19 protein-coding genes are annotated in these 21,470 nt (G+C 53.5%); 12 read left to right on the plus strand and 7 right to left on the minus strand.

Annotation, left to right across the window (positions count from 1 at the left end):
* Nucleotides 1–198: 198 nt before the first annotated feature.
* Nucleotides 199–1,062 carry a BglG family transcription antiterminator LicT gene (gene licT, locus AC6I8X_RS02275; RefSeq protein ID WP_497840490.1) on the plus strand — a complete coding sequence of 288 codons (864 nt, stop codon included), beginning with the start codon at nucleotides 199–201 and terminating at the stop codon, nucleotides 1,060–1,062.
* 96 nt (nucleotides 1,063–1,158) lie between these two features.
* On the opposite strand, the gene AC6I8X_RS02280 is transcribed toward licT, so the two are convergent.
* From AC6I8X_RS02280 to AC6I8X_RS02290, 3 genes are all read right to left on the minus strand, one after another.
* Complete coding sequence (locus tag AC6I8X_RS02280) at nucleotides 1,159–2,553, minus strand: glycoside hydrolase family 1 protein (RefSeq protein ID WP_313683076.1); 1,395 nt, start codon at nucleotides 2,551–2,553, stop codon at nucleotides 1,159–1,161.
* 15 nt (nucleotides 2,554–2,568) lie between these two features.
* Complete coding sequence (gene bglF / locus AC6I8X_RS02285; RefSeq protein ID WP_497840492.1) at nucleotides 2,569–4,431, minus strand: PTS beta-glucoside transporter subunit IIABC; 1,863 nt, start codon at nucleotides 4,429–4,431, stop codon at nucleotides 2,569–2,571.
* Nucleotides 4,432–4,742: 311 nt separating this feature from the next.
* Nucleotides 4,743–5,666 (minus strand): LysR family transcriptional regulator, encoded by a 924-nt coding sequence (locus AC6I8X_RS02290; RefSeq protein ID WP_313683080.1) that lies wholly within the window; start codon nucleotides 5,664–5,666, stop codon nucleotides 4,743–4,745.
* A 147-nt stretch (nucleotides 5,667–5,813) separates the two neighbouring features.
* On the opposite strand from AC6I8X_RS02290, the gene AC6I8X_RS02295 reads away from it, so the two are divergent.
* The 9 genes from AC6I8X_RS02295 (at nucleotide 5,814) to AC6I8X_RS02335 (ending at nucleotide 14,722) form a co-directional block, all read left to right on the plus strand.
* Nucleotides 5,814–6,770, plus strand: coding sequence for a PDR/VanB family oxidoreductase (locus tag AC6I8X_RS02295; RefSeq protein WP_497840493.1), 957 nt, complete (start codon nucleotides 5,814–5,816; stop codon nucleotides 6,768–6,770).
* The gene (locus tag AC6I8X_RS02300) at nucleotides 6,767–7,972 is read left to right on the plus strand and encodes an amidohydrolase family protein (protein WP_497840494.1); all 1,206 of its coding nucleotides are present in this window, start codon (nucleotides 6,767–6,769) and stop codon (nucleotides 7,970–7,972) included. Before AC6I8X_RS02295 ends, AC6I8X_RS02300 begins: the two co-directional genes overlap by 4 nt.
* Nucleotides 7,962–8,417: a RidA family protein gene (locus AC6I8X_RS02305; protein ID WP_497841011.1), complete on the plus strand. Its 456-nt coding sequence runs from the start codon at nucleotides 7,962–7,964 to the stop codon at nucleotides 8,415–8,417. The genes AC6I8X_RS02300 and AC6I8X_RS02305 overlap by 11 nt, the downstream gene beginning before the upstream one ends.
* A gap of 14 nt (nucleotides 8,418–8,431) precedes the next feature.
* Complete coding sequence (locus tag AC6I8X_RS02310; RefSeq protein ID WP_497840496.1) at nucleotides 8,432–9,310, plus strand: creatininase family protein; 879 nt, start codon at nucleotides 8,432–8,434, stop codon at nucleotides 9,308–9,310.
* Between the two features lie 14 nt (nucleotides 9,311–9,324).
* Nucleotides 9,325–10,296, plus strand: a complete 972-nt coding sequence (locus AC6I8X_RS02315) for an ABC transporter substrate-binding protein (RefSeq protein WP_313687972.1) — start codon at nucleotides 9,325–9,327, stop codon at nucleotides 10,294–10,296.
* Entirely contained in the window at nucleotides 10,293–11,129 is an 837-nt protein-coding gene (locus tag AC6I8X_RS02320) for an ABC transporter ATP-binding protein (RefSeq protein WP_299458003.1), read from the plus strand. Before AC6I8X_RS02315 ends, AC6I8X_RS02320 begins: the two co-directional genes overlap by 4 nt.
* Nucleotides 11,126–11,926, plus strand: coding sequence for an ABC transporter permease (locus tag AC6I8X_RS02325; RefSeq protein ID WP_310617372.1), 801 nt, complete (start codon nucleotides 11,126–11,128; stop codon nucleotides 11,924–11,926). Before AC6I8X_RS02320 ends, AC6I8X_RS02325 begins: the two co-directional genes overlap by 4 nt.
* 23 nt (nucleotides 11,927–11,949) lie before the next feature.
* Nucleotides 11,950–13,341, plus strand: a complete 1,392-nt coding sequence (locus AC6I8X_RS02330) for an FAD-binding oxidoreductase (protein ID WP_497840497.1) — start codon at nucleotides 11,950–11,952, stop codon at nucleotides 13,339–13,341.
* A 103-nt stretch (nucleotides 13,342–13,444) separates the two neighbouring features.
* Nucleotides 13,445–14,722, plus strand: coding sequence for a TonB-dependent receptor (locus AC6I8X_RS02335; protein WP_497840498.1), 1,278 nt, complete (start codon nucleotides 13,445–13,447; stop codon nucleotides 14,720–14,722).
* A gap of 55 nt (nucleotides 14,723–14,777) precedes the next feature.
* Here the strand turns inward: AC6I8X_RS02335 and queF are convergent, their stop codons facing one another.
* Genes queF through AC6I8X_RS02350 form a run of 3 tightly spaced genes read right to left on the minus strand, consistent with a single transcriptional unit; the run spans nucleotide 14,778 to nucleotide 17,123 of the window.
* Nucleotides 14,778–15,608, minus strand: coding sequence for an NADPH-dependent 7-cyano-7-deazaguanine reductase QueF (gene queF, locus AC6I8X_RS02340; RefSeq protein ID WP_497840499.1), 831 nt, complete (start codon nucleotides 15,606–15,608; stop codon nucleotides 14,778–14,780).
* On the minus strand, nucleotides 15,605–16,480 hold the full coding sequence (locus tag AC6I8X_RS02345; protein ID WP_497840501.1) for a queuosine precursor transporter: 876 nt from the start codon (nucleotides 16,478–16,480) through the stop codon (nucleotides 15,605–15,607). Before AC6I8X_RS02345 ends, queF begins: the two co-directional genes overlap by 4 nt.
* A 31-nt stretch (nucleotides 16,481–16,511) precedes the next feature.
* On the minus strand, nucleotides 16,512–17,123 hold the full coding sequence (locus AC6I8X_RS02350) for a helix-turn-helix domain-containing protein (RefSeq protein WP_497840502.1): 612 nt from the start codon (nucleotides 17,121–17,123) through the stop codon (nucleotides 16,512–16,514).
* 381 nt (nucleotides 17,124–17,504) lie between these two features.
* On the opposite strand from AC6I8X_RS02350, the gene AC6I8X_RS02355 reads away from it, so the two are divergent.
* A complete protein-coding gene (locus AC6I8X_RS02355) occupies nucleotides 17,505–17,741 on the plus strand; it encodes a helix-turn-helix domain-containing protein (RefSeq protein ID WP_313687984.1) in 237 nt (78 codons plus the stop codon).
* A gap of 13 nt (nucleotides 17,742–17,754) precedes the next feature.
* On the opposite strand, the gene AC6I8X_RS02360 is transcribed toward AC6I8X_RS02355, so the two are convergent.
* Nucleotides 17,755–19,182 (minus strand): alpha,alpha-trehalose-phosphate synthase (UDP-forming), encoded by a 1,428-nt coding sequence (locus AC6I8X_RS02360; protein WP_497840504.1) that lies wholly within the window; start codon nucleotides 19,180–19,182, stop codon nucleotides 17,755–17,757.
* A 222-nt stretch (nucleotides 19,183–19,404) separates the two neighbouring features.
* Here AC6I8X_RS02360 and kup point away from each other — a divergent pair, with 222 nt between their 5' ends.
* Complete coding sequence (gene kup / locus AC6I8X_RS02365) at nucleotides 19,405–21,270, plus strand: low affinity potassium transporter Kup (RefSeq protein WP_497840505.1); 1,866 nt, start codon at nucleotides 19,405–19,407, stop codon at nucleotides 21,268–21,270.
* The last annotated feature ends 200 nt before the right edge of the window (nucleotides 21,271–21,470 follow it).

A 21,470-nucleotide genomic window follows, 5' to 3' on the forward strand; every position in this document is an offset into this window, starting at 1 on the left:
GTTACGGATGTTGTGTTACGGCTAACAGCGGGGTGATCACGAAATAAAATTCCGACTTGATTTAACGCAATGATAAATAAATTTATTGAATTTTATTATGGGGGGATAATTTTATTGTATGGGGTTCTGGTATCATAGGTGAAATGAAATGGCGTCTAATCACCGTTATCCTGATTTCAGCTTGCCGCAGGGTGCAAAATGAAGATTGCGAAAATACTTAATAATAATGTGGCTATCGTACTGGGCGAGCAGGGCCAGGAACAGGTGGTGATGGGACGCGGGCTGGCGTTTCAAAAACGCGTGGGTGACTCGCTGGATGCGCAGTTGATTGAGAAAGTGTTTGCGCTGCAAAACCATGCGCTGACCAGTCGGCTGAGTGAGCTGCTCTCGGAGATCCCGATCGAGGTGATCACCACCACCGAATTGATCATCGCGCGCGCCAGGCAGCAGCTGGGATCAACGTTGCATGAAAGCCTGTCGATCGCCTTGTGCGATCACTGCAACTTTGCCATTGAACGCCACCGGCAAAACCTGCCGATCCGCAATGTATTGATCTGGGAGATCAAAACCCTGTACCCCAATGAGTATGCGCTTGGACTGGAGGCGCTGGCGATCATCGAAAAACGTCTCGGTGAACGGCTGCCGGAGGATGAAGCGGGGTTTATCGCCATGCATCTGGTCAATGCCCAGCTCGATAACGATATGTCGGATGTCGCGCATATCACGCGTTTTATGCAGGATATTTTGCAGATCGTGAAGTACCGCCTGCAACTGGATTATCGTGTCGAAAGCCTGAGTTACAACCGTTTCGTCAACCATCTGAAATTTTTCGCGCAACGCATGCTGGGCAAACGCGGCGTGTGCAGTGAGGACGAATCGCTGCACGATGTGGTGCGTGACAAGTACCCGGAATCCTATCAGTGCACCATCAAGGTTGATCAGCATATTCAGCAGAAATACCAGTACGCCCTGTCGAATGAGGAACGGATGTTTCTCACCATCCATATTGAGCGGGTGCGTAAAGAAACGCACGCGTTGCAAATCGGCGACGATGAAGCCTGAATGACAGCACGATCTGTAGCGGCGCGATTTATCGCGCGGTTTTTTCCTGCACCGCGCAAGGGATTGCGCGATAAATTGCACCGCTACGTTTCAGTGTTATTTCAGTGAGGCACCGTGGCTGCTGATCACCTTCTGATACCAGAAGAAACTTTTCTTGCGTGAGCGCGCCAGCGTGCCGTTGCCGTTATCGTCACGATCAACATAGATAAAGCCGTAGCGTTTGGAGAACTCCGCTTTGGAGGCACTGACCAGATCGATCGGTCCCCAGCAGGTATAGCCCATCACTTCCACACCGTCTTCAATCGCTTCACGCACCTGCACCAGGTGGTCGTTAAGATACTGAATACGGTAGTCATCGTTGATGCTGCCATCGGCTTCGACCTTGTCTTTGGCACCCAGACCGTTTTCCACGATAAACAGCGGCTTCTGATAGCGGTCATACAGCAGGTTCATCAGGATACGCAGGCCTTCCGGATCGATCTGCCAGCCCCAGTCTGAGCTGGCCAGATGCGGGTTCGGTACCATCGACAGAATGTTGCCGCGCGCTTTCTGATTTTCTTCTTCATTGGTGGTGACGCAACCGGTCATGTAGTAACTGAAGGAGATGTAATCGATGGTATTTTGCAGATCGCGTTTGTCCTGTTCGGTCATTTCGATCTGGATCTGACGATCGGCAAAGAAGCGTTTCATATACGCCGGATAGTAACCGCGTACCTGCACATCACCGAAGAACAGCCATTCACGGTTTTGCTGCATCGTTTCCATCACATCCGCCGGGCGACAGCTGAGTGGGTATAGCAGCGCACCCAGCAGCATGTTGCCGATTTTGCCGCCAGAAACAATCTCGTGGCAGGCTTTAACCGCGCGTCCGCTGGCGACCAACTGGTGGTGAATCGCCTGATAAATGGCTTGCTGATTGCTTTCTTCCGGCAGACCGACGCCGGTAAAGGGGGCATGCAGCGACATATTGATTTCATTGAAGGTCAGCCACAGCTTCACCTTGTGCTGGAAGCGGGTGAACACCGCGCGCGCATAGCGTTCAAAGCAATCGATGGTGGTACGGCTGCCCCAGCCGCCGTACTTTTTGATCAGGCCATACGGCATTTCATAATGCGACAGCGTAACCAGCGGCTGGATGTTGTATTTCGCCATCTCATCAAACAGACGATCATAAAACGCCAGACCTTCTTCATTCGGCTCGGCTTCGTCGCCCTGTGGGAAGATACGCGTCCAGGCAATTGAGGTGCGCAGCACGGTAAAACCCATTTCGGCGAACAGTTTGATGTCTTCCGGGAAGCGATGGTAGAAATCAATCGCGGTATCTTTGATACCGAAATCTCCGGCGTGGCGCTCGACGCGATCGCCAAAAATGCCTTTCGGTTGCAGGTCGGAAGTGGACAAACCTTTACCGTCGGTCTGATATGCGCCTTCTACCTGGTTAGCAGCGACAGCGCCGCCCCATAAAAATCCATCCGGGAAACGTGAGTTCATCTTGTAGCTCCTCAATTATTTCACCGCGCTGAGTAACGGCGCGCAGGCCGTAACCACAGACGGTTGCAGGGGTAAAACATCAATAAATTCATCGCTATTGCTGATTACCACCGGGGTGGTGAGATCGTAACCGGCGGCCTCGATGGCGCAGAGATCGAACTCCAGCAACAGATCGCCCACTTTAACGACGTCATCCACGGCGACATGTGGGGTGAAAAATTTACCGTCGAGTTTGACGGTATCGAGACCGACGTGGATCAGCACTTCCGCGCCATCCGCTGCCGTCAGCCCGATGGCGTGACTGGTGCGGAATAGCGACGACACCACGCCATCAATCGGTGACACCACGCGGCCATTGTCCGGCACAATGGCGACGCCTTTGCCCAGCAGGCCGCTGGCGAAGGTCTCATCTTTGATCGTTTCCAGCGCCAGTACCTTGCCTGAGATCGGGCTAAACACGGTTTGTTTGCGTACCGGAGAAGCCGGTTCTGCCTCTGCTGGCGGCGCGCTGAGTGGTGCGACCGGCGGCAGGCCAAACAGGTATGTCGTAACAGACGCGAACAGCAACGCCACTGCCGCCCCGGCAAAAGAAGCGTAGACGCTGGCATCAATGCCGCTGGTGGGCACTACCTGAATAAAGGTGAAAATGCTGGGGAAGCCAAAGGAGTAAATGGTGGTGTGCCAGAAACCGAGAATCGCCGCACCCAGCGCGCCACCGATGCAGCCGAAGATAAACGGGCGGCGATGGGGCAGGGTGATGCCGTACACCGCCGGTTCGGTAATACCGAAGATACTGGCGCTGAAGGCAGACCCCGCCATGGCTTTCACTTTGGCCTCGCGGGTGCGCAGCATGACGCCGAGCGTGGCACCTGCCTGGCCGAGCACCGCAGGCATCAGCAGCGGCAGCAGGGTGTCATGGCCGAAGTTGGCGAGGTTGTTCAACATGATCGGCACCAGACCCCAGTGCAGACCGAAGATCACGCAGATCTGCCAGATTGCCCCCATTACCGCACCGGCAATGGTCGGGCTGAGGCTGTAGATCCACAGATAGCCCTCGGCCAGCATCCGGCTCAGCCAGGTCGCCGCCGGGCCGATGGCGAGAAAGGTCAGCGGCACGGTGACCAGCATACAAATGAGCGGCGTGGTGAAATTGCGCACCGCACCTGGTGAACGTGGGTGCACCGCGCGCTCAATCAGGCTGGCAACCCAGGAGGAGAAGATAATCGGGATCACCGAGGCGCTGTAGTTGAGGATTTCCAGCGGAATGCCGAGGAAACTGAAGTGCTGCCCCTGCTGCTGCTGTTCGAACGCGGTCAGTATCAGCGGATGCACCAGCGCGGCGGCGATAGCCATGCCGACAAACGGGTTCGCCCCGAATTTTTTGCTGGCGCTGTAGCCCAGCAGAATCGGCAGGAAGTAGAACAGGCCATCACTGGTGACAAACAGCAATTTATAGCTGCCGCTCTCCTGATCCATCACACCGAGCACCAGCGCCAGTGCCAGCAAACCCTTGATGATGCCCGAGGCGATCATTACGCCAATAAACGGGGTGAAGATACCGGAAACCAGATCGATAAAACGTGCGAACAGGGTTTGTTTGGGTTCATCAGCCCGTTCTGCGCCATCATTCTCCAGCCCGTGACGACCCACCACCTGTTGATAAACATCGCCGACGTGGTTGCCAATCACCACCTGATACTGGCCGCCGCTCTCCACCACCATGATGATGCCGGGGTTATTCTTTAGCTGCGTGGTATGCGCTTTGCCCGGTTGTTTCAGTTTGAAGCGTAAACGCGTGGCGCAATGCACCACGCTGATGATGTTGGCTTTACCGCCCACACCTTCGACAATTTCGTCGGCCAGTTCCTGATATGGCATACCACACTCCCGCTTTTTCGGCTGTTGTTGTCGGGTTTTCCCGGATTGGAGGCAAAAAAAAACCTAAATCGCACCGCGCTCGGAAATCCGAATGCGGTGCGATTTAGGTTTTGCCTGCGTCAGCAGTAACAATCCTCAAACGCCGCCATCTTCCAGCAATCAACGCTGAACAGGCAAGAGGGGGAAAGTTAGAAGTGTGAAAGGAGTCAAAAAAATGCGCGATAAATCGCGCCGCAACGGTTGGATGCGGTCTGTAGCGGCGCAACGGTTGGATGCGATCTGTAGCGGCGCAATTTATTGCGCGGTTTTTGCTACCCCGCCTGCGCTTCCTCGTTCTGCATCAACGCGAAAAATGACTCCAGCTCGCGCAGCATCATTGACGCGGCAATCGACAGCTGGCGCTGCGGGGCGACGCACAACGACAGGGTGAACGGCTTCAGGATGCCATCAATCAGCGGGATAAATTTCAGCTCGCCACGGCGGTATTCATCCACAATATCCAGCCAGCACATCAGGCTGATACCGACGTCATCACGCACCAGCGAACGCAGCATATGGATATTGTTGGTGCGGCCCACCTCATTCAGGATAATGCCGGAACTGTTCACCAGTGCCTCCAGCGGCTCCGCCAGCATCAATGGCGCGGCAGGCACGATAAACGGCCAGGACTCGCAATGGCTGAAGCGGATACTTTCCAGCTTTGCCAGCGGATGCTGGCTGCTGACCACGATGCCGAGCCGCAAATCAGCGAATGATTTCACCAGCAGTTCGCGTGAGCAATTTGGATTGAGCATGATGCCGAAATCGGCGTCGCCATTGGTCAGCGCATTGGCAATATGGATATTGCTCATGGTGGTGAGCGTAAAGGAGATGCCGGGATACTCGGTGCGGATACGTTGCAGAATCGACGAGAAAAAGCCGCGGTTGATAGCGTCAATGGTGGCGATATGCACATGGCCGTGACGCAAACCGCGCAGATCATCCAACTGGGTACAGACGCGCCCAAACTCGCGCTGCCAGTTCTTCGCGGCGTTAAGCAGGATTTCCCCCGCTGCTGTCATACGTAATCCTGATGGATGACGTTCAAACAGCGGCATATCCAGCTGCTTTTCCACGCGCAGAATTTGCCGGTCGATGGAGGATGCCGACACGTGCAGCGTCTCGGAAGCCTTACGCAGTGAACCCTGGCGGGCCACCTCGGTGAAATAAATCAGAAACCGGGAGAAGGCGAACATAGCAGGTGCTCTCTTTTTTGCAACGCTTCGTGCTAATTAAACAGATGGACGCTTACACACAGGCAAAATAATAATCGCAATCACGATAAAAACAAGACTACGCGCGGCTTCCCGGCCGATGACGAGTCCGTCGTATGCAGGATTATTATGAAGCAGGCAGAGAATCTGGCTGTCACCGTCATCGCAAAGCAGTTCAACGGTGCTGGCAATGTATTACTGACCCTGGCGTCTGCCAGCGGGCACCCACTACCGGCGTTCACTCCCGGTGCCCATATTGATGTGACCATTCCCGACTGCGGCAAGCGGCAGTATTCGCTGTGCTCGGCTGCCGGGGAAGATCACTACCAGATTTGCGTCCGCCTCGATCAGGCATCGGGCGGCGGCTCCCGCTGGCTGCACCATGATGTGCAGTCAGGGGCGAACTTAACCATTTCCGCACCCCGAAACCATTTCCCGTTACCCGATGCACCGCGCACGCTGCTGTTTGCCGCCGGTATCGGCCTGACGCCGCTGCTGGTGATGGCGGAAGAACTGGCGGCTCGCGGTGCGGATTTCACGCTGCATCTGTATCTCAAACGCCACGATGAACTGCCGTTCAGCGCCCGTCTGGAGCGGCTGGGTGAGCGCGTGCAGCTGCATTACAGCAGCGAAGGCGACAGCCTGCGCCAGCGTATCCCGGCTGATCTCCAGCAGCCGCTTAACAGCGTACTGGTGAGCTGTGGACCGGCTGGATTTATGGAGCATCTGCACCAGCTGGCATGGCAACAAGGCTGGCAGGCCACGCAACTGCATAGCGAGAAATTCAAAGCTGTTGCCACTGCGCAATCGGTTGCTGGCGACGCGTTCGAGGTGGAAATCGCTTCCAGCGGGGCGCGTTACACCATCGATGCCGATGAAACCATTGCTGAGGTGCTGGAGCGGGCAGGCATTGAGATCGAACTTTCCTGCGAGCAGGGCATGTGCGGTGCCTGCATCACCAGCGTGCTGAGTGGTGAACCGGACCATCGCGATGAAGTGCTGAGCCAGAAAGAACGCGCCGCCAATGACTGCATTGTGTTGTGCTGCTCACGCTCCCGTTCCCCGCTGCTGGTACTCGATCTATGAACGCCTGGCCTGGCGCGACCGGCGCGCGTTTACCCCGCTGGCTGTTACCCGCGGGCTGGCCAATGCAGGAGGGGCAACCGGCGCTGGCAACCCTGCATTTCACTGCCGATGGCACCCGTTTCGAGCCACATCGCGACATCAGCGGCTATCTGGCGCTGGATGGTGCGCTGGTGCTGCCCGCGCTGATTGAACCCCATGCCCATCTGGATAAAACCTTTACCGTGCAGCGCAGTCCGGCGCAGCAGCCGGGCCTGCTGGCCGCCATTGCCGCCATGCATCAGGACCGTGACCGCTGGAACGCGGATGATCTACGCAGCCGTGCCACGCAGGCGCTCAACTGGGCGGTGGAAGCGGGTGTGGGCCTGCTGCGCACCCATATCGACTGGTTTTCTGCTGATGCGCCGCTGGCGTGGCAAATCGTTGGCGAGTTGCAGCACCCGTTATGCGTTATCGAGCGAGTCGCGCTGGCTCCGGTGACTTTTTTTGCGGACGCCGACCAGGCAGAGCATATCGCCGCCCAGGTGGCAGCCAGCGGTGCCGTGCTCGGCGGCTTTATTCACAGCAGCAACTGGGACGCCCAGGCGTTTACCCATTTGTTGCAGGCAGCGGAGCGCTGGCAGCTGGATATCGATTTGCACATCGACGAAGAGTTGAGTGCTGATGCCCAGGGGCTGCGCTGGCTGGCGCGCTATTTGCAACAGCAACCGTTTAGCGGACGCATCACCTGTAGCCACGGTTGTGCGCTGGCGCAGCAGGAAGACGGCACCGCCATCCTGGATGTGCTGGCGCAACATCGCGTCACGCTGATTGCACTGCCGCTCACCAACCTGTTGTTGCAGGACGCAGTGCCGGGTCGCACGCCGCGTCAGCGTGGTTTAACGCTGATTAAGGAAGCGCAGGCGCGCGGCATTCCGCTGCTGCTCGGGGCGGATAACGTGCAGGACGCTTTCTGCCCGGTTGGTAGCTACGACCCGCTCGACACCCTGTTCAGCGGCCTGCTGAGCGCTCAGTTGGGTGCGGCTTTTGATGAAGCATCGGCCCTGATTTGCCAGCGCACCGCGCTGCATGACGGTGCAACTTTGCCTGCGAATGATTTTGTCATTTTCCCTGATGCCGATACGGCCAGCTGGCCGCTGCGCCAGCGTCGTCGCTATCGGCTAAAACAGGGGATCTGTTATGGGGAATTCTCTGATGGCGCTTGATGTTGGGGCGGGTAAACCGCTGGCGAAATATGCCGCGTGGCGACGCGCGGGCGACTTTATCTTTCTTTCCGGCATTATCCCGGTGAACCCGCAAACCGCGCTGATTGTGCGCGGTTATGACGATATTCCTGCTGCGGCGCAACAGCTGCTGGGACGTACCGGTGAGTTCTCCACCGATATCAAAGAGGGGCCCATTCTGGCGCAAAGCTGGTACGTGCTGGAGAGCATCCGCACCACTATCGAAAGCGCGGGCGGCCAGATGAGTGATGTGATCAAACTGGTGCAGTACTTCCGTAATCTGGACCACTTTCCCCACTACAGCCGGGTGCGCAAGCTGTTTTATCCCGATGCGCCACCGGTTTCCACCGTGGTTCAGGTGAGCGAAATGCTGCCCAGTCCGGATGTCTTAATTGAAGTTGAAGCGACGGCGTGGTTGCCGCAATAACACGAGGAAGCGAGATGTTACATGGTTATATTCCGGCAAACCGCTTTTTGCCGTACCTGAGCTGGACTGATATCGCCACGCTGGAAGACAAAGCCAACACGGTGATTGTGCTGCCGACCGGCGCGATTGAACAACATGGCCCGCATCTGCCGTGCGCGGTGGACAGCGTGATTTCGTCTGGCGTGGTGGGGCATGCGCTGGCGCGCTTACCGGCGGCGATCCCGGCCTATGCCATTCCGCCGATCACCTATGGCAAATCCGATGAGCACCTGCATTTCCCCGGCACCCTGACGCTGACCGGTGAAACGCTGCTGCACACCATTCTGGAAATTGGCGAATCTTTATATCGCGCCGGTTTCCGCAAGTTCCTGATGGTCAACGGCCATGGTGGTCAGCCGCAGCCGTTGCAGATGGCGGCGCGCGAGCTGCGCCTGCGTCACGGCGACATGATCATCATCATGCAGGACACCTTCAAAGTGCCGAACTGCGCCGAAAGTTTTATGGACGAGCAGGAACGCCAGATGGCGTTGCACGCCGGACATGCGGAGACGGCACTGATGCTGGCGCTGGCCCCCGACACGGTGCAGATGGAAAAAGCGGTGGTGAATTATCCCCCGGCGTTTCCCTGCCCGACGCTTTCCAGCACCCGCCCGATGGCGGCCTGGGCGTCATATGACTTTGGCCCCAGCGGCGTGATCGGCGATCCGCGTCCCTCCACCAAAGAGCAGGGTGACGCGATTCTGGATTCACTGGCGACCAGCTGGGCGCAGGTGATTACTGAAGTACATCAGATGGCATGGGTAACACGCGCCGAACCGGCGTGGGGCACCGGGCAGTGGCAGGGCAAAGTATTAGACCAAAACGACGCAGCATCATTATTACCACCGCGCTAATTCGGGGATCGGTTATGAAAAAAACATTGAGCATTGTTGCCGCGCTTTCCGTGGCTCTGTCGGCCCAGGGGATGGCTGCCGAGAAATTTACCTTTATGACCAACTGGTATGCTCAGGCCGAGCATGGCGGTTTTTATCAGGCTCAGGCACAGAATCTGTATCGTGATGCCGGGCTGGACGTCACCATCAAGATGGGTGGGCCGCAGGTGCACACCATGCAACTGATGGCGGCGGGCCAGGCGGACTGCATCATTAGCGATAACATGCAGGCGCTGGAATCCTGGCAGCAGGGCGTGGAAGCGGTGCCGGTTGCCACCACCTTCCAGCATTCGGCGATTGTGTTTATCACCCATCCGGATGTGAAAAACCAGGCCGATTTGCAGGGGAAAACCTTCCTGCTGGCCGCTGAAGCTTACACTTCCTACTGGCCGTGGGCGCAGAGCGCGCTCAACCTGAAAAACGCCCATGTGCGTCCGTATACCTTTAGCGTGCAGCCGTTCCTCGCGGATAAAACCCTGGTACAGCAGGGCTACGTCACCTCCGAACCTTTCGCGGTGCAGAAAGCCGGGGCACAGGCCAACGTCTACCCGATCAGCGACTGGGGCTACCCGCCGTACGGCAACAGCATCGTGTGCATGAAATCAACCATCGAGAAACGTCCGCAGGCGGTTGCCGCATTTGTTAAAGCCTCGATGCAGGGCTGGAAAAACTACCTGGAAAATCCGGCACCGGGCAACGCGCTGATTAAGAAAGAAAACCCGCAGATGACCGACGAACAGATCGCCTTCGGCATCGCCCAGATGAAGAAGTATCAGATGCTGACTGGCGGCGATGCGCAGACCGGGGGTATCGGCATTATGACTGTGCCGCGCCTGAAGCAAACCTGGCAGCTGCTGGTGGATAACAAGCTGATCGATCCGGCCAAAGTCCCGTTTGATGGCAGCTACACCCTGAAATTCATTCAAGATGTGAAGGTTATGCCATGAATGCCGCCAGCCGACTGACCCTGATGAGCAATGATGCGCAAGCGGTGCCGCTGCATGCGGCCCCTCCGGCGATTGAAGTGCTCTCTGCCGAGAAAATTTACCCGAACGGTACACGCGCGCTGCTGCCAGTGGACCTGACGATTCGCCAGGGCGAGTTCGTCTCGCTGCTCGGTCCGTCTGGCTGTGGCAAAAGTACCTTACTGAAAATGATCGCCGGTTTGATTGAACCGAGCGATGGCAAACTGATGCTTTTCCGTCGCGATCGTCGGGAAAAGCAGCATGATTTGCCGTTATCGTTCGTGTTTCAGGAAGCGACATTGATGCCGTGGAGCAATGTGCACAAGAACGTACGCCTGCCGCTCGATCTGGCCGGTGTGCCGCGTGCGGAAGCGGACACCCGTGTACGCGAGATCCTTGAACTGGTCGGTCTCGGCCAGTTTGGGCAGGTGCTACCGCGTGAGTTGTCCGGCGGGATGCAGATGCGTGTCTCGATTGCCCGTGGGCTGGTGACGCGCCCGAAAGTGCTGCTGATGGATGAACCTTTCGGTGCGCTGGATGAGATCACCCGCAACAAGCTGGATAGCGATCTGCTGCAACTGTGGCAGGAACAGAAGCTGACCGTGGTGTTTGTTACTCACTCGATTCAGGAAGCGGTGTTTTTATCGCAGCGCGTGATCATGATGGCGGCCCGCCCTGGGCGCGTGGTGGATGACATCAGCATTGATGCACCGTTCCCGCGTGATGATGAGTTCCGTGTCAGCCAGCAGTTCACCCAATATGCGCAGCAGTTGCAGCGCGGCCTGTTCGCCGCCAGTCAGGAGAGCAAATCATGAAAAAGCCCTTAGCCGCGCAGCGTCAGTTTCAGCAGTGGCTGTTTCCGGCACTGGTCGCCATCGCCCTGCTACTGCTGTGGCAGTTTCTGGTCACTGCATTGAAGATCCCGGCCTTTCTGGTGCCGTCGCCGCTGGTGGTGGCGCAAAGTCTGGTGCAGAACTTCCCGACGTTGTTTATGTCGCTGCTGTACACACTGAAGATCACGGTGATCTCCTTTGTGGTGGCGATTGTGATCGGATCGATCGTGGCGTTCCTGCTGGTGCAGAACCGCTTTATCGAAACCGCGCTGTTCCCATATATCGTGTTTTTGCAGGTGACACCGATTGTCGCCATCGCGCCATTGATCATCATCTGGGTGAAAGACACCACGATGTCGCTGGTGGTCTGTGCCACGCTGATGGCGGTGTTCCCGATTATTTCCAACACCACTCAGGGCCTGCGCAGCGTCTCGCCGGGTTTGCTGAGTTATTTCAAACTTAACCATGCCTCGCGTTTGCAGATTTTGCTGCGCCTGCGCATTCCCTCGGCTCTGCCGTACTTCTTCGGCGCACTGCGTATTTCCAGCGGTTTGTCGCTGATTGGCGCGGTGGTGGCGGAGTTTGTTGCTGGCACCGGCGGCACCGATACCGGGCTGGCCTACCAGATTTTGCAGGCGGGTTATCAGCTCAACATTCCGCTGATGTTTGCCGCGCTGCTGCTGATTTCTCTGGCCGGGTTCCTGCTGTTTGCCGTGATGTCCTGGCTGACGCGCCGCGTACTGGCCGCCTGGCATGAGAGTGAACTTAGCCCGACCTGATACCTCAACTACAGGAAATGAAGATGTCTGATTCCGATCGTCAGTCTGCACTGGCGGCGCTGGTTGCGGCGTTGCCTGAACTCGACTGGATTAAAGAAGCGCCGAAGGTGAAACGCCTGTCGCGTGATTTTCACTGGTTCAGCCCGGTGCTAAAACCACAGCTGGAAGAGAAGTTCGCTGAGCTGGCTGTGCGCCCGCGTGATGAGCAGGAACTGGCGGCGGTGGTGGCGGCCTGTGCTGCCCATCGTATCCCGCTCAACCTGCGCGGTGGCGGCACCGGTAACTACGGCCAGCTGATCCCGCTGGATGGCGGGTTGATGGTCGATATGACCAAACTGAATGCGGTGGTGAGCATGGGGCACGGCACGGTGCGTGCGCAGGCCGGGATTCGCCTTGGCGACCTGGAAGCGCATACCCGTCCGCTCGGCTGGGAGCTACGTTGCATGCCGTCCACCTGGAAGCTGGCAACCCTCGGTGGTCTGTTTGGCGGCGGCTTTGGCGGTGTGGGCTCCATCAATTATGGTCCGCTGGCAGCACCCGGCAACGTACTGGCGGTGAAGATGATGACGATGGAAGAGACGCCGCGCATCCTGAAGCTGGAAGCACCCGACGCGCTGCTGCTGCATCATGCCTATGGCAGCAACGGCATCGTACTGGAGATTGAGCTGGCACTGGCTCCGCGTCATGACTGGATCGAACGCCTTGATACCTTTGCGAGTTTCCCGGCGGCGATGGCGTTTGCCGATGCGCTGGCGAAATCGCCGGGACTGGTGAAGCGCCAGATTGCGGTGATGGCTGCACCGGTGCTGGATTACTTTACCGATCTCGCCGAGGCCGACGTGGCAGGGCAGCATGGTGTGATTTCCGTGGTCGGCGTGGAGAGCGATTGTCTGCTGTCGTCGTTGCTGGCGCAGCACGACGGACGCAGCGCGCTGCATTTTTCCGAGGGCGAGAATCCCGGCCATTCGCTGATTGAGTATTGCTGGAACCACACCACCTTGCAGGCGTTGAAGGTGGATAAGACCCTGACCTATCTGCAAACCGCTTACGCAGCGGACAATTATTATCAGCAGGCGCTGGCCATGGAAGCGCAGCTGTCAGATGAAGTGATGTCGCATATTGAGTTTCTGCGCGATATGAATGGCACCCTGACCTGTAGCGGATTGCCGCTGGTGCGATATAGCGATGAAGATCGTCTGAACGCCATCATGGATATTTATCGTGATAACGGGGTGAAAATTAATAACCCGCACGTCATTCATATTGAAGATGGTAAACAAGGGATGGTGCGTGCTGATGTTGTGGCTATGAAACGCGCCTGCGATCCGTATAATTTACTTAATCCCGGCAAATTACGTGGCTGGGAAGTGCGCGAAACATTGCCGGATGTGAAAATAACCGGTGTAAATAATTAATCGATAATAAGACTTTTTTGCGGCAAAGCTCACCACCGGCAGGTTATTTATTGTCCGGCAGGCGTTGCTTTGCTCTTTTTAAAAAGTGACGAGGCTTGGGATTATGCAATTAAAAACACTGAGTGGTGCGTGTCTTGCTGCGCTGTTTTTCCCTCTGGCTCCCGCTGCACTGGCGGCAACACAGAGCAATATCAGCGATTGTCAGTACGGTGCGAGTGGCGTAAATAGCTTCACCGATATATTTACCTGCGGTACCGTGAGCGGCAGTCTGCGTACGCTGTATTATTCAACACACAACGCTTATTTCTCTAAAGGTTTTAATCAGGACACCGTGAGCTACGGTGGTAGCCTGAAATATGAAACCGCGCCATTCTATGGTTTCCGTGCTGGCGTGAGCGGTATTTTTCTGCGCGGTATCGATCATCCTGATGAAGCGCACACCATTAGCGATATTGGTGATAATCAAACCAACTTTGGTGAAGCTTATTTAAGCTGGCAACAGGATAACTTTAAAATAACGGCCGGTGATCAACGAATCAATATTCCTTTCGTTGGCGATTACGACTGGCGTATTACACCCATCCTGTTCCGCGGTATCGACACCAATTACGGTGACAGCACCAACTTCCTGCATGCGACTAAAATCTGGCGTTATAAGCCGTGGGGTGATGATCAGTTCCTCAACACCACTGCTTATACCGATGTGGCAGAACGCACCAACGGTATGTGGGCGTTGGGTGGCGGTCGCGGTACGCAGTGGGACAATAAGAAGCTGACCGGGCAGCTGTGGTATCAGGAATACGCTGATTATACCCGTCTGGTGTATGGCGAGAGCCATCTGCAATGGCAGGACGCATTGTTCCAGCCGGATGTCGGATTACAGTTTATTCGCGGCACCAGCGCAGGCAAGGCTCTGGCGGGTGAAGTGAATAGCACCTCATACGGCGCACAGCTGGCATTGACGTTTACCCCGGCGCTGAGCTGGAAGCTGGGCTATGACCATATCGCTGCCAGCGGCAATAGCTGGAATAACGGCTCGCTGGTGACGCCTTATGCGCACAATACCTCCTCCGGACCTTATTTTGCTCAGCCGTTCTTCACCAGTACTCAGGATCTCGGCAGCGGTAACGCCTATATGACCAACCTGAACTATGTGATGAACGAAAGCCTGTCGCTGGGTACGCAGTATTCCTTTATGGATCTGAAACCCTCACCGGCTTCCGCCAGCATCAACCAGTCGGAATATCTGGTTTATTTCACCTGGAGCTTCAGTGGCGTGCTGAAGGGCCTGAGCCTGACCGATTTCGCCGGGGTGCAGACCTCACCGTTGTATGATTCTCACTTCTGGCAGAACCGTTTAAGCCTGGAATACGATTTCTAACCTCTCAGGGAGGCCTTCCGGCCTCCCTTGTTTATTGTGCCGCTACGGGTTGGGTTTATTGTCTGATTAAACGCGTCACGCTGGGAAACTCCTCAAAATTACTGCGGAACGGATTGATATCCAATCCTCCCCTGCGCGTATAACGGGCGAAGACACTCAGTTTTTCGGGTGAACAGTAGCGGTTGATATCATTGAAAATACGTTCGACGCATTGTTCATGAAACTCGTTATGCATTCTGAATGAGATCAAATAGCGTAGCAGTTTTTCTCTATCGATTTTATTTCCTTCATATTTAATGATCACACTGCCCCAGTCAGGCTGGTGGGTGACCAGACAGTTGGATTTTAATAAATTCGAGGAAAGGGTTTCGGCAATATATTCACTGCCCGCTGCATTAGTGAGGTGATCAGGATTGAAATTGTAGTTATTAATGCTTATGTCCAGATGATCAATGCATTCGCCGGGTAAGGAGCTGATATTTTTATTATACAGATCGGGATCGGAGTAAAGGTTAACTTTTACTGTGCCTTTGGCGGCTTGTGATAAGTCATCTACCAGTGTGGTGATCACTTCTTCAGTTGAGGTGAATTTGGTTTGATTGAAACTGTTGAGATAAAGTTTAAACGATTTTGATTCGATAAGGTTGTTGCTGGTTGCGGGAATAATAAACTCAGCAATGGCGACAACCGGTTTGCCTTTGTTGTTCAACCATGAAAGTTCGAATCCTGTCCATAAATCGAAACCAGAGAAGGGTAAATTTTCGGATTCAATAGCAATTTCACTGCGGCTACGTGATCTTGGTAACCCTTCAAGCAAATCAGGAGCGTAATGTTGGATATAACCAGTTGCCCGACCCAGTAAGGTAATTTCATCTTTAATGATCATAAGCATTCCTTTTTGTTTTCGATATTGATGTATCGTCTGAAGAGTTCACGCGTGGCGTAGATGGGTCCGACGCCGATAACCGCATAAAATAACTTTATGATGGTCTGAGAAATAATCATGGTTTTAATAATTTCCATACTCAGCACATTATAAAATGCCAGCATGCAAAAGATGATGCTATCCAGTACGGATGCGATAGCGGTACTGGTAATTACGCGGATAAAGAGATATCTGGAATTGGTCAGTTCTTTTATCTTGCATAGCAAAAAAGAATTAATGTTTTCAGAGACAAGATATGAAAAAGAGGAAGCCAGGAGAACAGAGATGATACTATTAACGAAGGTTTTAAAAGGTTGATCCAACTCCCATCCAGGTACTGATGGGAGTATGCTGGTAAACCATAAACCAGTGACAAAAACCATGTTTGATATAAATGAAAAAAATATGGTTCTTCTCGCCATTTTCAGACCATAAAATTCATTTAGGATATCGACGAGAATAAATGATATCGGATAGAAAAATATGCCGGGAGGAGTGACCAGGTTGAATGTTGGGAAATGAGCAGGTTTAATACCACAAACCGTGCATAAAATATAAATTACAGCGAGTAAAATACTAATGATCAAATAGGCATACCATGAACGCTCATGTCTGTCGGCCAATTCATAGGATGTGATGGTATCGGTCTCACTGTACAATCGTCGGTAGAGCGCCTTGAGTTCATTTCTATTGAGATCATCCGTGATGTTGCTGCTTTCTAATTCCGGAAGTCCAATATTAAGGTGTTTCCCGGTTGATATGACCATAATGTTTGCTGTGATTGTGTCTGAGCGATTAAATCCTATCAGTTTGAATTTTTTATTTTGGTTCATTTTATACTTATCCTTAAATATTAATGATTTTTTACATTATTCTGTCTTCAATTATTGCCCCAAGTAAAATATTGTCTGTCATTGAAGTATCAGTAATATTGTTACTTTTTCTTAGAGAGTAAATCCTTTTTTCTTTTGAATAGAATAAAGAAAGTTGTTTGTTCTCAGGGATAGCTTTACGTTTTATGATTAATATGTCACCGGGGAAAAATGTATTGCCGATGCTTTTTTCTACCCGCAATGCAACCATATTCGACACATCCGAAAAATACCATGTCAGAGGATACCGGGTGGCGAGATCTCCTATCCGACTTCCCATGCTGGAGATAAAATCAGATTGCGGTATAACAGGAATGGCGGCAGGATTTCTATCGCCTTCAGGTGATAGGGTTTTCTCGATTAGCTCAACCTGTTGCAGATCGCAATTTTCGATAATGTGGCAGGAAACGCCAAAAAAATCGGCGATACGGGTAATTGTGGAATGCTGAACATTGCCAACTTTACCATCCAGAATCTTATATAAAGTGGCACGAGTGACACCGGTACGATTGGCAAAGGATGTTTTACTTTCCCCACGGCTTTTAATCAAATATTCGATATTATTAATGATGTTTTCTTTGCGTTGCAGCCCAGAGACTTTCATAGAAGGCCTTCCTTGTGATGTATAACCACCCAGGTAACATAATTTATTTTAATAAGTTCTATTAAGAATTGGTTTTGAAGATATCATAAAAATTATCGAAAGGTATCGTTTTATGTAATTTTTTTATGTTAAAAATAAACCAATAAAAACAAAATGTTATTGTTGTATTTTAGGTTTGTTTTCACTTTATTGATCATTTTGTGTACTTTTGTGTTGACTTGGATGCGGGCTATGGATAGCTTACCGGCGTCTTGTGGATTTCATTTTATTAGAATTATTTCTAATGTTTTTAGCGTATTTAAAGACATCATTTTCCCCTGAGTGGTTAGGATTTTCCTCAGTTGAGTTAACCTTACTTATTTATTTTTATGGAGATAAAGAATGGACTCAAATCAACCCTTATCCGACTGGCACCGGGAAGATATACTCGCCGCGATCAGAAAGAAGAAAAAATCAATGGCTGCGCTATCACGGGAATTTGGTTTTTCTTCGGGTACATTAATCAACACGCTAAACCGTCCATGGCTGCGCGGAGAACGTATAATTGCGGGGGCGATCGGCGTAAAAGCCGAAGAAATCTGGCCGAGTCGTTACCAATTAAGAAAGCATAAGTCGTGACATCGTCTTTTAATTAATACCTCACACGCCCACTAAACCCTGAAGACAACATCAGGCTGCCCGCCATTAATCCGATGTCTTCACTTTCCGGGGCACTGAGATCTTCGACAAAACGCGTTGCCCACCAGTGACAATCCTGCTGATGGATGCCTTTCATCAGCCGGGCGTGGCGATTTTGCCGTTCGCTGAGCGGAATACGCAGCGCAGTGTGAATGGCGTCAGCAATGGCATCGGGGTCATAAGGATTAACAATCAATGCACCATCCATATGTTCTGCCGCACCGGCAAACTGCGACAGGATCAACACGCCAGGATTGGCGGGATCCTGCACTGCAACATACATCTTCGCCATCAGGCTCATACCCGCCATTAGCGGCGTGACCAGCGCGACACGAGACGCACGATAGATACCAGCCTGCTCCTCCCGACTGTAGGCTTTGGTCAGATAACTGATCGGGCACCATTCCAGCGTACCCTGCACGCCATTCATTTCACCGCACAGATTCTCCAGCTCATGGCTCAGCTCCACCGTGCGCGGCGCATAGCCGGCAGCCGGGGAAGCCAGCTGCAATAGCATAATATTTCCCGTGTAATCCGGGTGATTGCGTAACAAGACCTCAATGGCGCTGATGCGATAAGGCAGGCCAGCGCTATCATCAAGATGTCCGCCGCTCAGGATGGTGTTTTCCGGCAGGGTTGCCCGGCACTGTTCTTCCATATAACTGCAACTGTTGCTTGCCAGCAGGCAGTGCGCATCTTCCAAATCGATACCCACCGGATACACCCCGGTGCTGATAATTTGCCCGTGAATACGTATGCGCGTGGCGCTCAGGCGTTCGCAGCGAAATGTACTTTCGACCCACAACAGAAAGTTGTTCATATCCTGCGTAGTCTGAAAGCCAATCAAATCGCAACACAGCAGCGATTCAGCCAGCCACGGCCAGTCGGGAATGGCAGAGAACCCCGCGCCCGCCGGGAAGGGTTGATGGAAAAATAAGCCAATGCGATTTGCCAGTCCGGCCGTGCGCAGCAGTTTTACGCTCGGTATCAAGTGGTAATCCTGGATCCAGATAACATCATCGGGCATTGCGTATTCGCTGACTGCTCTGGCATAGGCTTCATTGAGTTTCCGGTACTGGCTCAAATCATCCTGGTTAAAACGCGCCAGGTCAGGTCGCTGATGAAACATCGGCCACAGGCCCTGATGGACATAATGTTGATAGCCCTGTTCCACCTCAGCCTGGGTCAGCGGGAAAGTGAGGGTGTCAAATTTATGGCCGTGCCGGAAATTCAGTCGGCGTGGGGTATCCGGGGCAGTAGCCTGAGTTTTGCCGTCCCAGCTAACCCATAAGCCACCGCGTCGTGACAGGATGCTTTCATACAGCGCGGATAAGGTCGAAGCCCGTGACAAATTGTGCGAAACCAGCATTAAGCCTGACATAGTATTTTCCCTTTGATCCTGATGGAAATCGTTCATATTGATTTAAGCGATCCGCATATAAAAAAGGCGTAAAAAAACGACTGACGGGTATAAAAATCAGGCAAAAACGGGCCTTACTCTCCACTTCGTTAGCAAAGGGCAGCAGCTATAATTGCTTCATCCAGTCGCTGAGCGACTGTCTATCGGGTGCTCGTGACAACTCTCTGAAAGGATGCATTCCTTATGGCTTCAACAAAGCAGTCTCTTCCGGCAGGCATGGTGGCAGCAGCAGGCATTGTGTTTGGTGATATTGGTACCAGCCCGCTCTACACACTACGGGAATGCCTGTCGATATTGCCCGATGGCAGTCCGACGCAAGCTGCGGTGATGGGTTTTCTGTCACTGATCTTTTGGGCGCTGACGCTGATCGTCACCGTGAAATACGTTTGCTTTGTGATGCGCGCCGATCATGACGGCGAGGGCGGGATCCTGACGCTGATGTCACTGGCACGTCAGCACGTTACCGGTCGCGCCGGACATTTTATTGTGCTGGCGGGATTGATCGGCAGCGCATTCTTTTATGGTGATGGCGTGATTACACCCGCCATTTCAGTGATGTCGGCCATAGAAGGGATTGAAGTGGTCGCGCCTACGCTGGATCGCGTGATTGTCCCGCTGTCAGTCATTATCCTGACCTTACTGTTTATGATTCAGAAACATGGCACTGAGCGGGTGAGCCGCGTATTTGGCCCGGTGATGCTGGTGTGGTTTCTGACCCTCGCGGTGCTGGGGGTGCGGGGCATTATGATGAATCCCGCCGTGTTGCAGGCATTGAATCCACTCTTTGCGCTGGAGTTTCTCAACAGCCATAAGGCGCTTTCCTTCGCCGCGTTAGGCATGGTGGTGCTGGCGGTGACCGGGGCTGAAGCCTTGTATGCGGATATGGGCCATCTGGGAAAAACACCGATTCGCCTGGCATGGCTGGTTATTGCGATGCCAGCGCTGGTGCTGAACTACTTTGGTCAGGGGGCGCTGGTGCTGGCCGACGCCGACGCGGTGCGCAACCCCTTTTACCTGCTGGCTCCCGACTGGGCGCAGATCCCGCTGATTGTGTTAGCCACCTTATCGACGGTGATCGCCGCCCAATCGGTGATTTCCGGTGTCTATACCCTGACGCATCAGGCCATCCGGCAGGGATTCCTGCCGCCGGTGCGTATCGTCTATACCTCATCAACCGAGTCCGGACAGATCTATATTCCAGTGGCTAACTGGCTGCTGTATGTGGCGGTGACGGTGATTATTATCTCTTTCCGGCAGTCTTCAGCGCTGTCGTCGGCATACGGTATCGTGGTCACGGGGACTATGGTGCTGACAGCCTGCCTCGCAAGCGTGGTCGCCTTTAAAAACTGGCGCTGGCCATTTCCGCTGGCGCTGGTTTTCCTCGTCTGCATGTTGTTTATCGATGTGCCGCTATTCAGTGCCAACCTGATGAAACTGCTGTCGGGCGGCTGGGTGCCGGTGCTGCTGGCCATGACGATGCTGGTCCTGATGCTGATCTGGAGCAGTGAACGCTCGCTGCTGATCCGTCGTCTGGCGGATGATCCGGTGGGACTGAAAGCGATGATCAGTTCGCTGGAAGCGAATCCACCGAAACGGGTGGAAGGAACAGCCATCTTCCTGTCACGCAAGGAATATGAAATCCCCCAGGCGTTGCTGCACAATCTTAAACATAACCGTGTGCTACATGCGCGGACGGTACTTTTGCATATCCGGACTATCGATACGCCAAGGGTACATAATCAGAAACGCATCCGTATTCAGCAGCTATCTCCTTCGTTCTGGCAGGTGACAGCGGATTATGGCTGGCATGAGGTGCCTTCAATGCAGGAGATTCTCCATCTGTGTGGCCTGGAGGGCTTTGGTTGTACCTTGCAGGAGGCATCGTTTTTTACCTCACACGATACGTTAGTGATGAAGAAACGAAACGGGCTGGCACGGGCGAAAGGGGCCATTTTCCACTTCTTACAACGCAACGCTCTGCGGGCGCACGAGCAATTTATGATCCCACCCAATAGGGTGATTGAACTGGGTGGGCAAAAAGAGTTTTAAGCCGAACCTAGACGGTTCTTAAATCTAAAGCAGATATCCAAGCCGAGCACGCTAACCAAAGGTATAGTTTTAAGACCTTTGGTTAGTTGTCGGGGACATTATGGTTATCACTCACTTCTTACATTTGCGCGAATTACTGCAACTACTTTTTGTTATTATCTGTGTGATTTTGAAGCATTTTTCCCATCGTAATCTGTGGG

It is taken from the genome of Pantoea sp. X-Soil-TKNS-1280 (genome assembly GCF_059730475.1).

What these genes read in the sequence shown, in the direction of transcription:
- AC6I8X_RS02320 (WP_299458003.1), top strand. Translation starts at nt 10,293, where the DNA reads ATGAATGCCGCCAGCCGACTGACCCTGATGAGCAATGATGCGCAAGCG.
- kup (WP_497840505.1), top strand. Translation starts at nt 19,405, where the DNA reads ATGGCTTCAACAAAGCAGTCTCTTCCGGCAGGCATGGTGGCAGCAGCA.
- AC6I8X_RS02300 (WP_497840494.1), top strand. Translation starts at nt 6,767, where the DNA reads ATGAACGCCTGGCCTGGCGCGACCGGCGCGCGTTTACCCCGCTGGCTG.
- bglF (WP_497840492.1), bottom strand. Translation starts at nt 4,431, where the DNA reads ATGCCATATCAGGAACTGGCCGACGAAATTGTCGAAGGTGTGGGCGGT.
- AC6I8X_RS02295 (WP_497840493.1), top strand. Translation starts at nt 5,814, where the DNA reads ATGAAGCAGGCAGAGAATCTGGCTGTCACCGTCATCGCAAAGCAGTTC.
- AC6I8X_RS02305 (WP_497841011.1), top strand. Translation starts at nt 7,962, where the DNA reads ATGGCGCTTGATGTTGGGGCGGGTAAACCGCTGGCGAAATATGCCGCG.
- AC6I8X_RS02355 (WP_313687984.1), top strand. Translation starts at nt 17,505, where the DNA reads ATGGACTCAAATCAACCCTTATCCGACTGGCACCGGGAAGATATACTC.
- AC6I8X_RS02345 (WP_497840501.1), bottom strand. Translation starts at nt 16,480, where the DNA reads ATGAACCAAAATAAAAAATTCAAACTGATAGGATTTAATCGCTCAGAC.
- AC6I8X_RS02315 (WP_313687972.1), top strand. Translation starts at nt 9,325, where the DNA reads ATGAAAAAAACATTGAGCATTGTTGCCGCGCTTTCCGTGGCTCTGTCG.
- AC6I8X_RS02330 (WP_497840497.1), top strand. Translation starts at nt 11,950, where the DNA reads ATGTCTGATTCCGATCGTCAGTCTGCACTGGCGGCGCTGGTTGCGGCG.
- AC6I8X_RS02335 (WP_497840498.1), top strand. Translation starts at nt 13,445, where the DNA reads ATGCAATTAAAAACACTGAGTGGTGCGTGTCTTGCTGCGCTGTTTTTC.
- AC6I8X_RS02290 (WP_313683080.1), bottom strand. Translation starts at nt 5,666, where the DNA reads ATGTTCGCCTTCTCCCGGTTTCTGATTTATTTCACCGAGGTGGCCCGC.
- licT (WP_497840490.1), top strand. Translation starts at nt 199, where the DNA reads ATGAAGATTGCGAAAATACTTAATAATAATGTGGCTATCGTACTGGGC.
- AC6I8X_RS02310 (WP_497840496.1), top strand. Translation starts at nt 8,432, where the DNA reads ATGTTACATGGTTATATTCCGGCAAACCGCTTTTTGCCGTACCTGAGC.
- queF (WP_497840499.1), bottom strand. Translation starts at nt 15,608, where the DNA reads ATGATCATTAAAGATGAAATTACCTTACTGGGTCGGGCAACTGGTTAT.
- AC6I8X_RS02325 (WP_310617372.1), top strand. Translation starts at nt 11,126, where the DNA reads ATGAAAAAGCCCTTAGCCGCGCAGCGTCAGTTTCAGCAGTGGCTGTTT.
- AC6I8X_RS02280 (WP_313683076.1), bottom strand. Translation starts at nt 2,553, where the DNA reads ATGAACTCACGTTTCCCGGATGGATTTTTATGGGGCGGCGCTGTCGCT.
- AC6I8X_RS02360 (WP_497840504.1), bottom strand. Translation starts at nt 19,182, where the DNA reads ATGTCAGGCTTAATGCTGGTTTCGCACAATTTGTCACGGGCTTCGACC.
- AC6I8X_RS02350 (WP_497840502.1), bottom strand. Translation starts at nt 17,123, where the DNA reads ATGAAAGTCTCTGGGCTGCAACGCAAAGAAAACATCATTAATAATATC.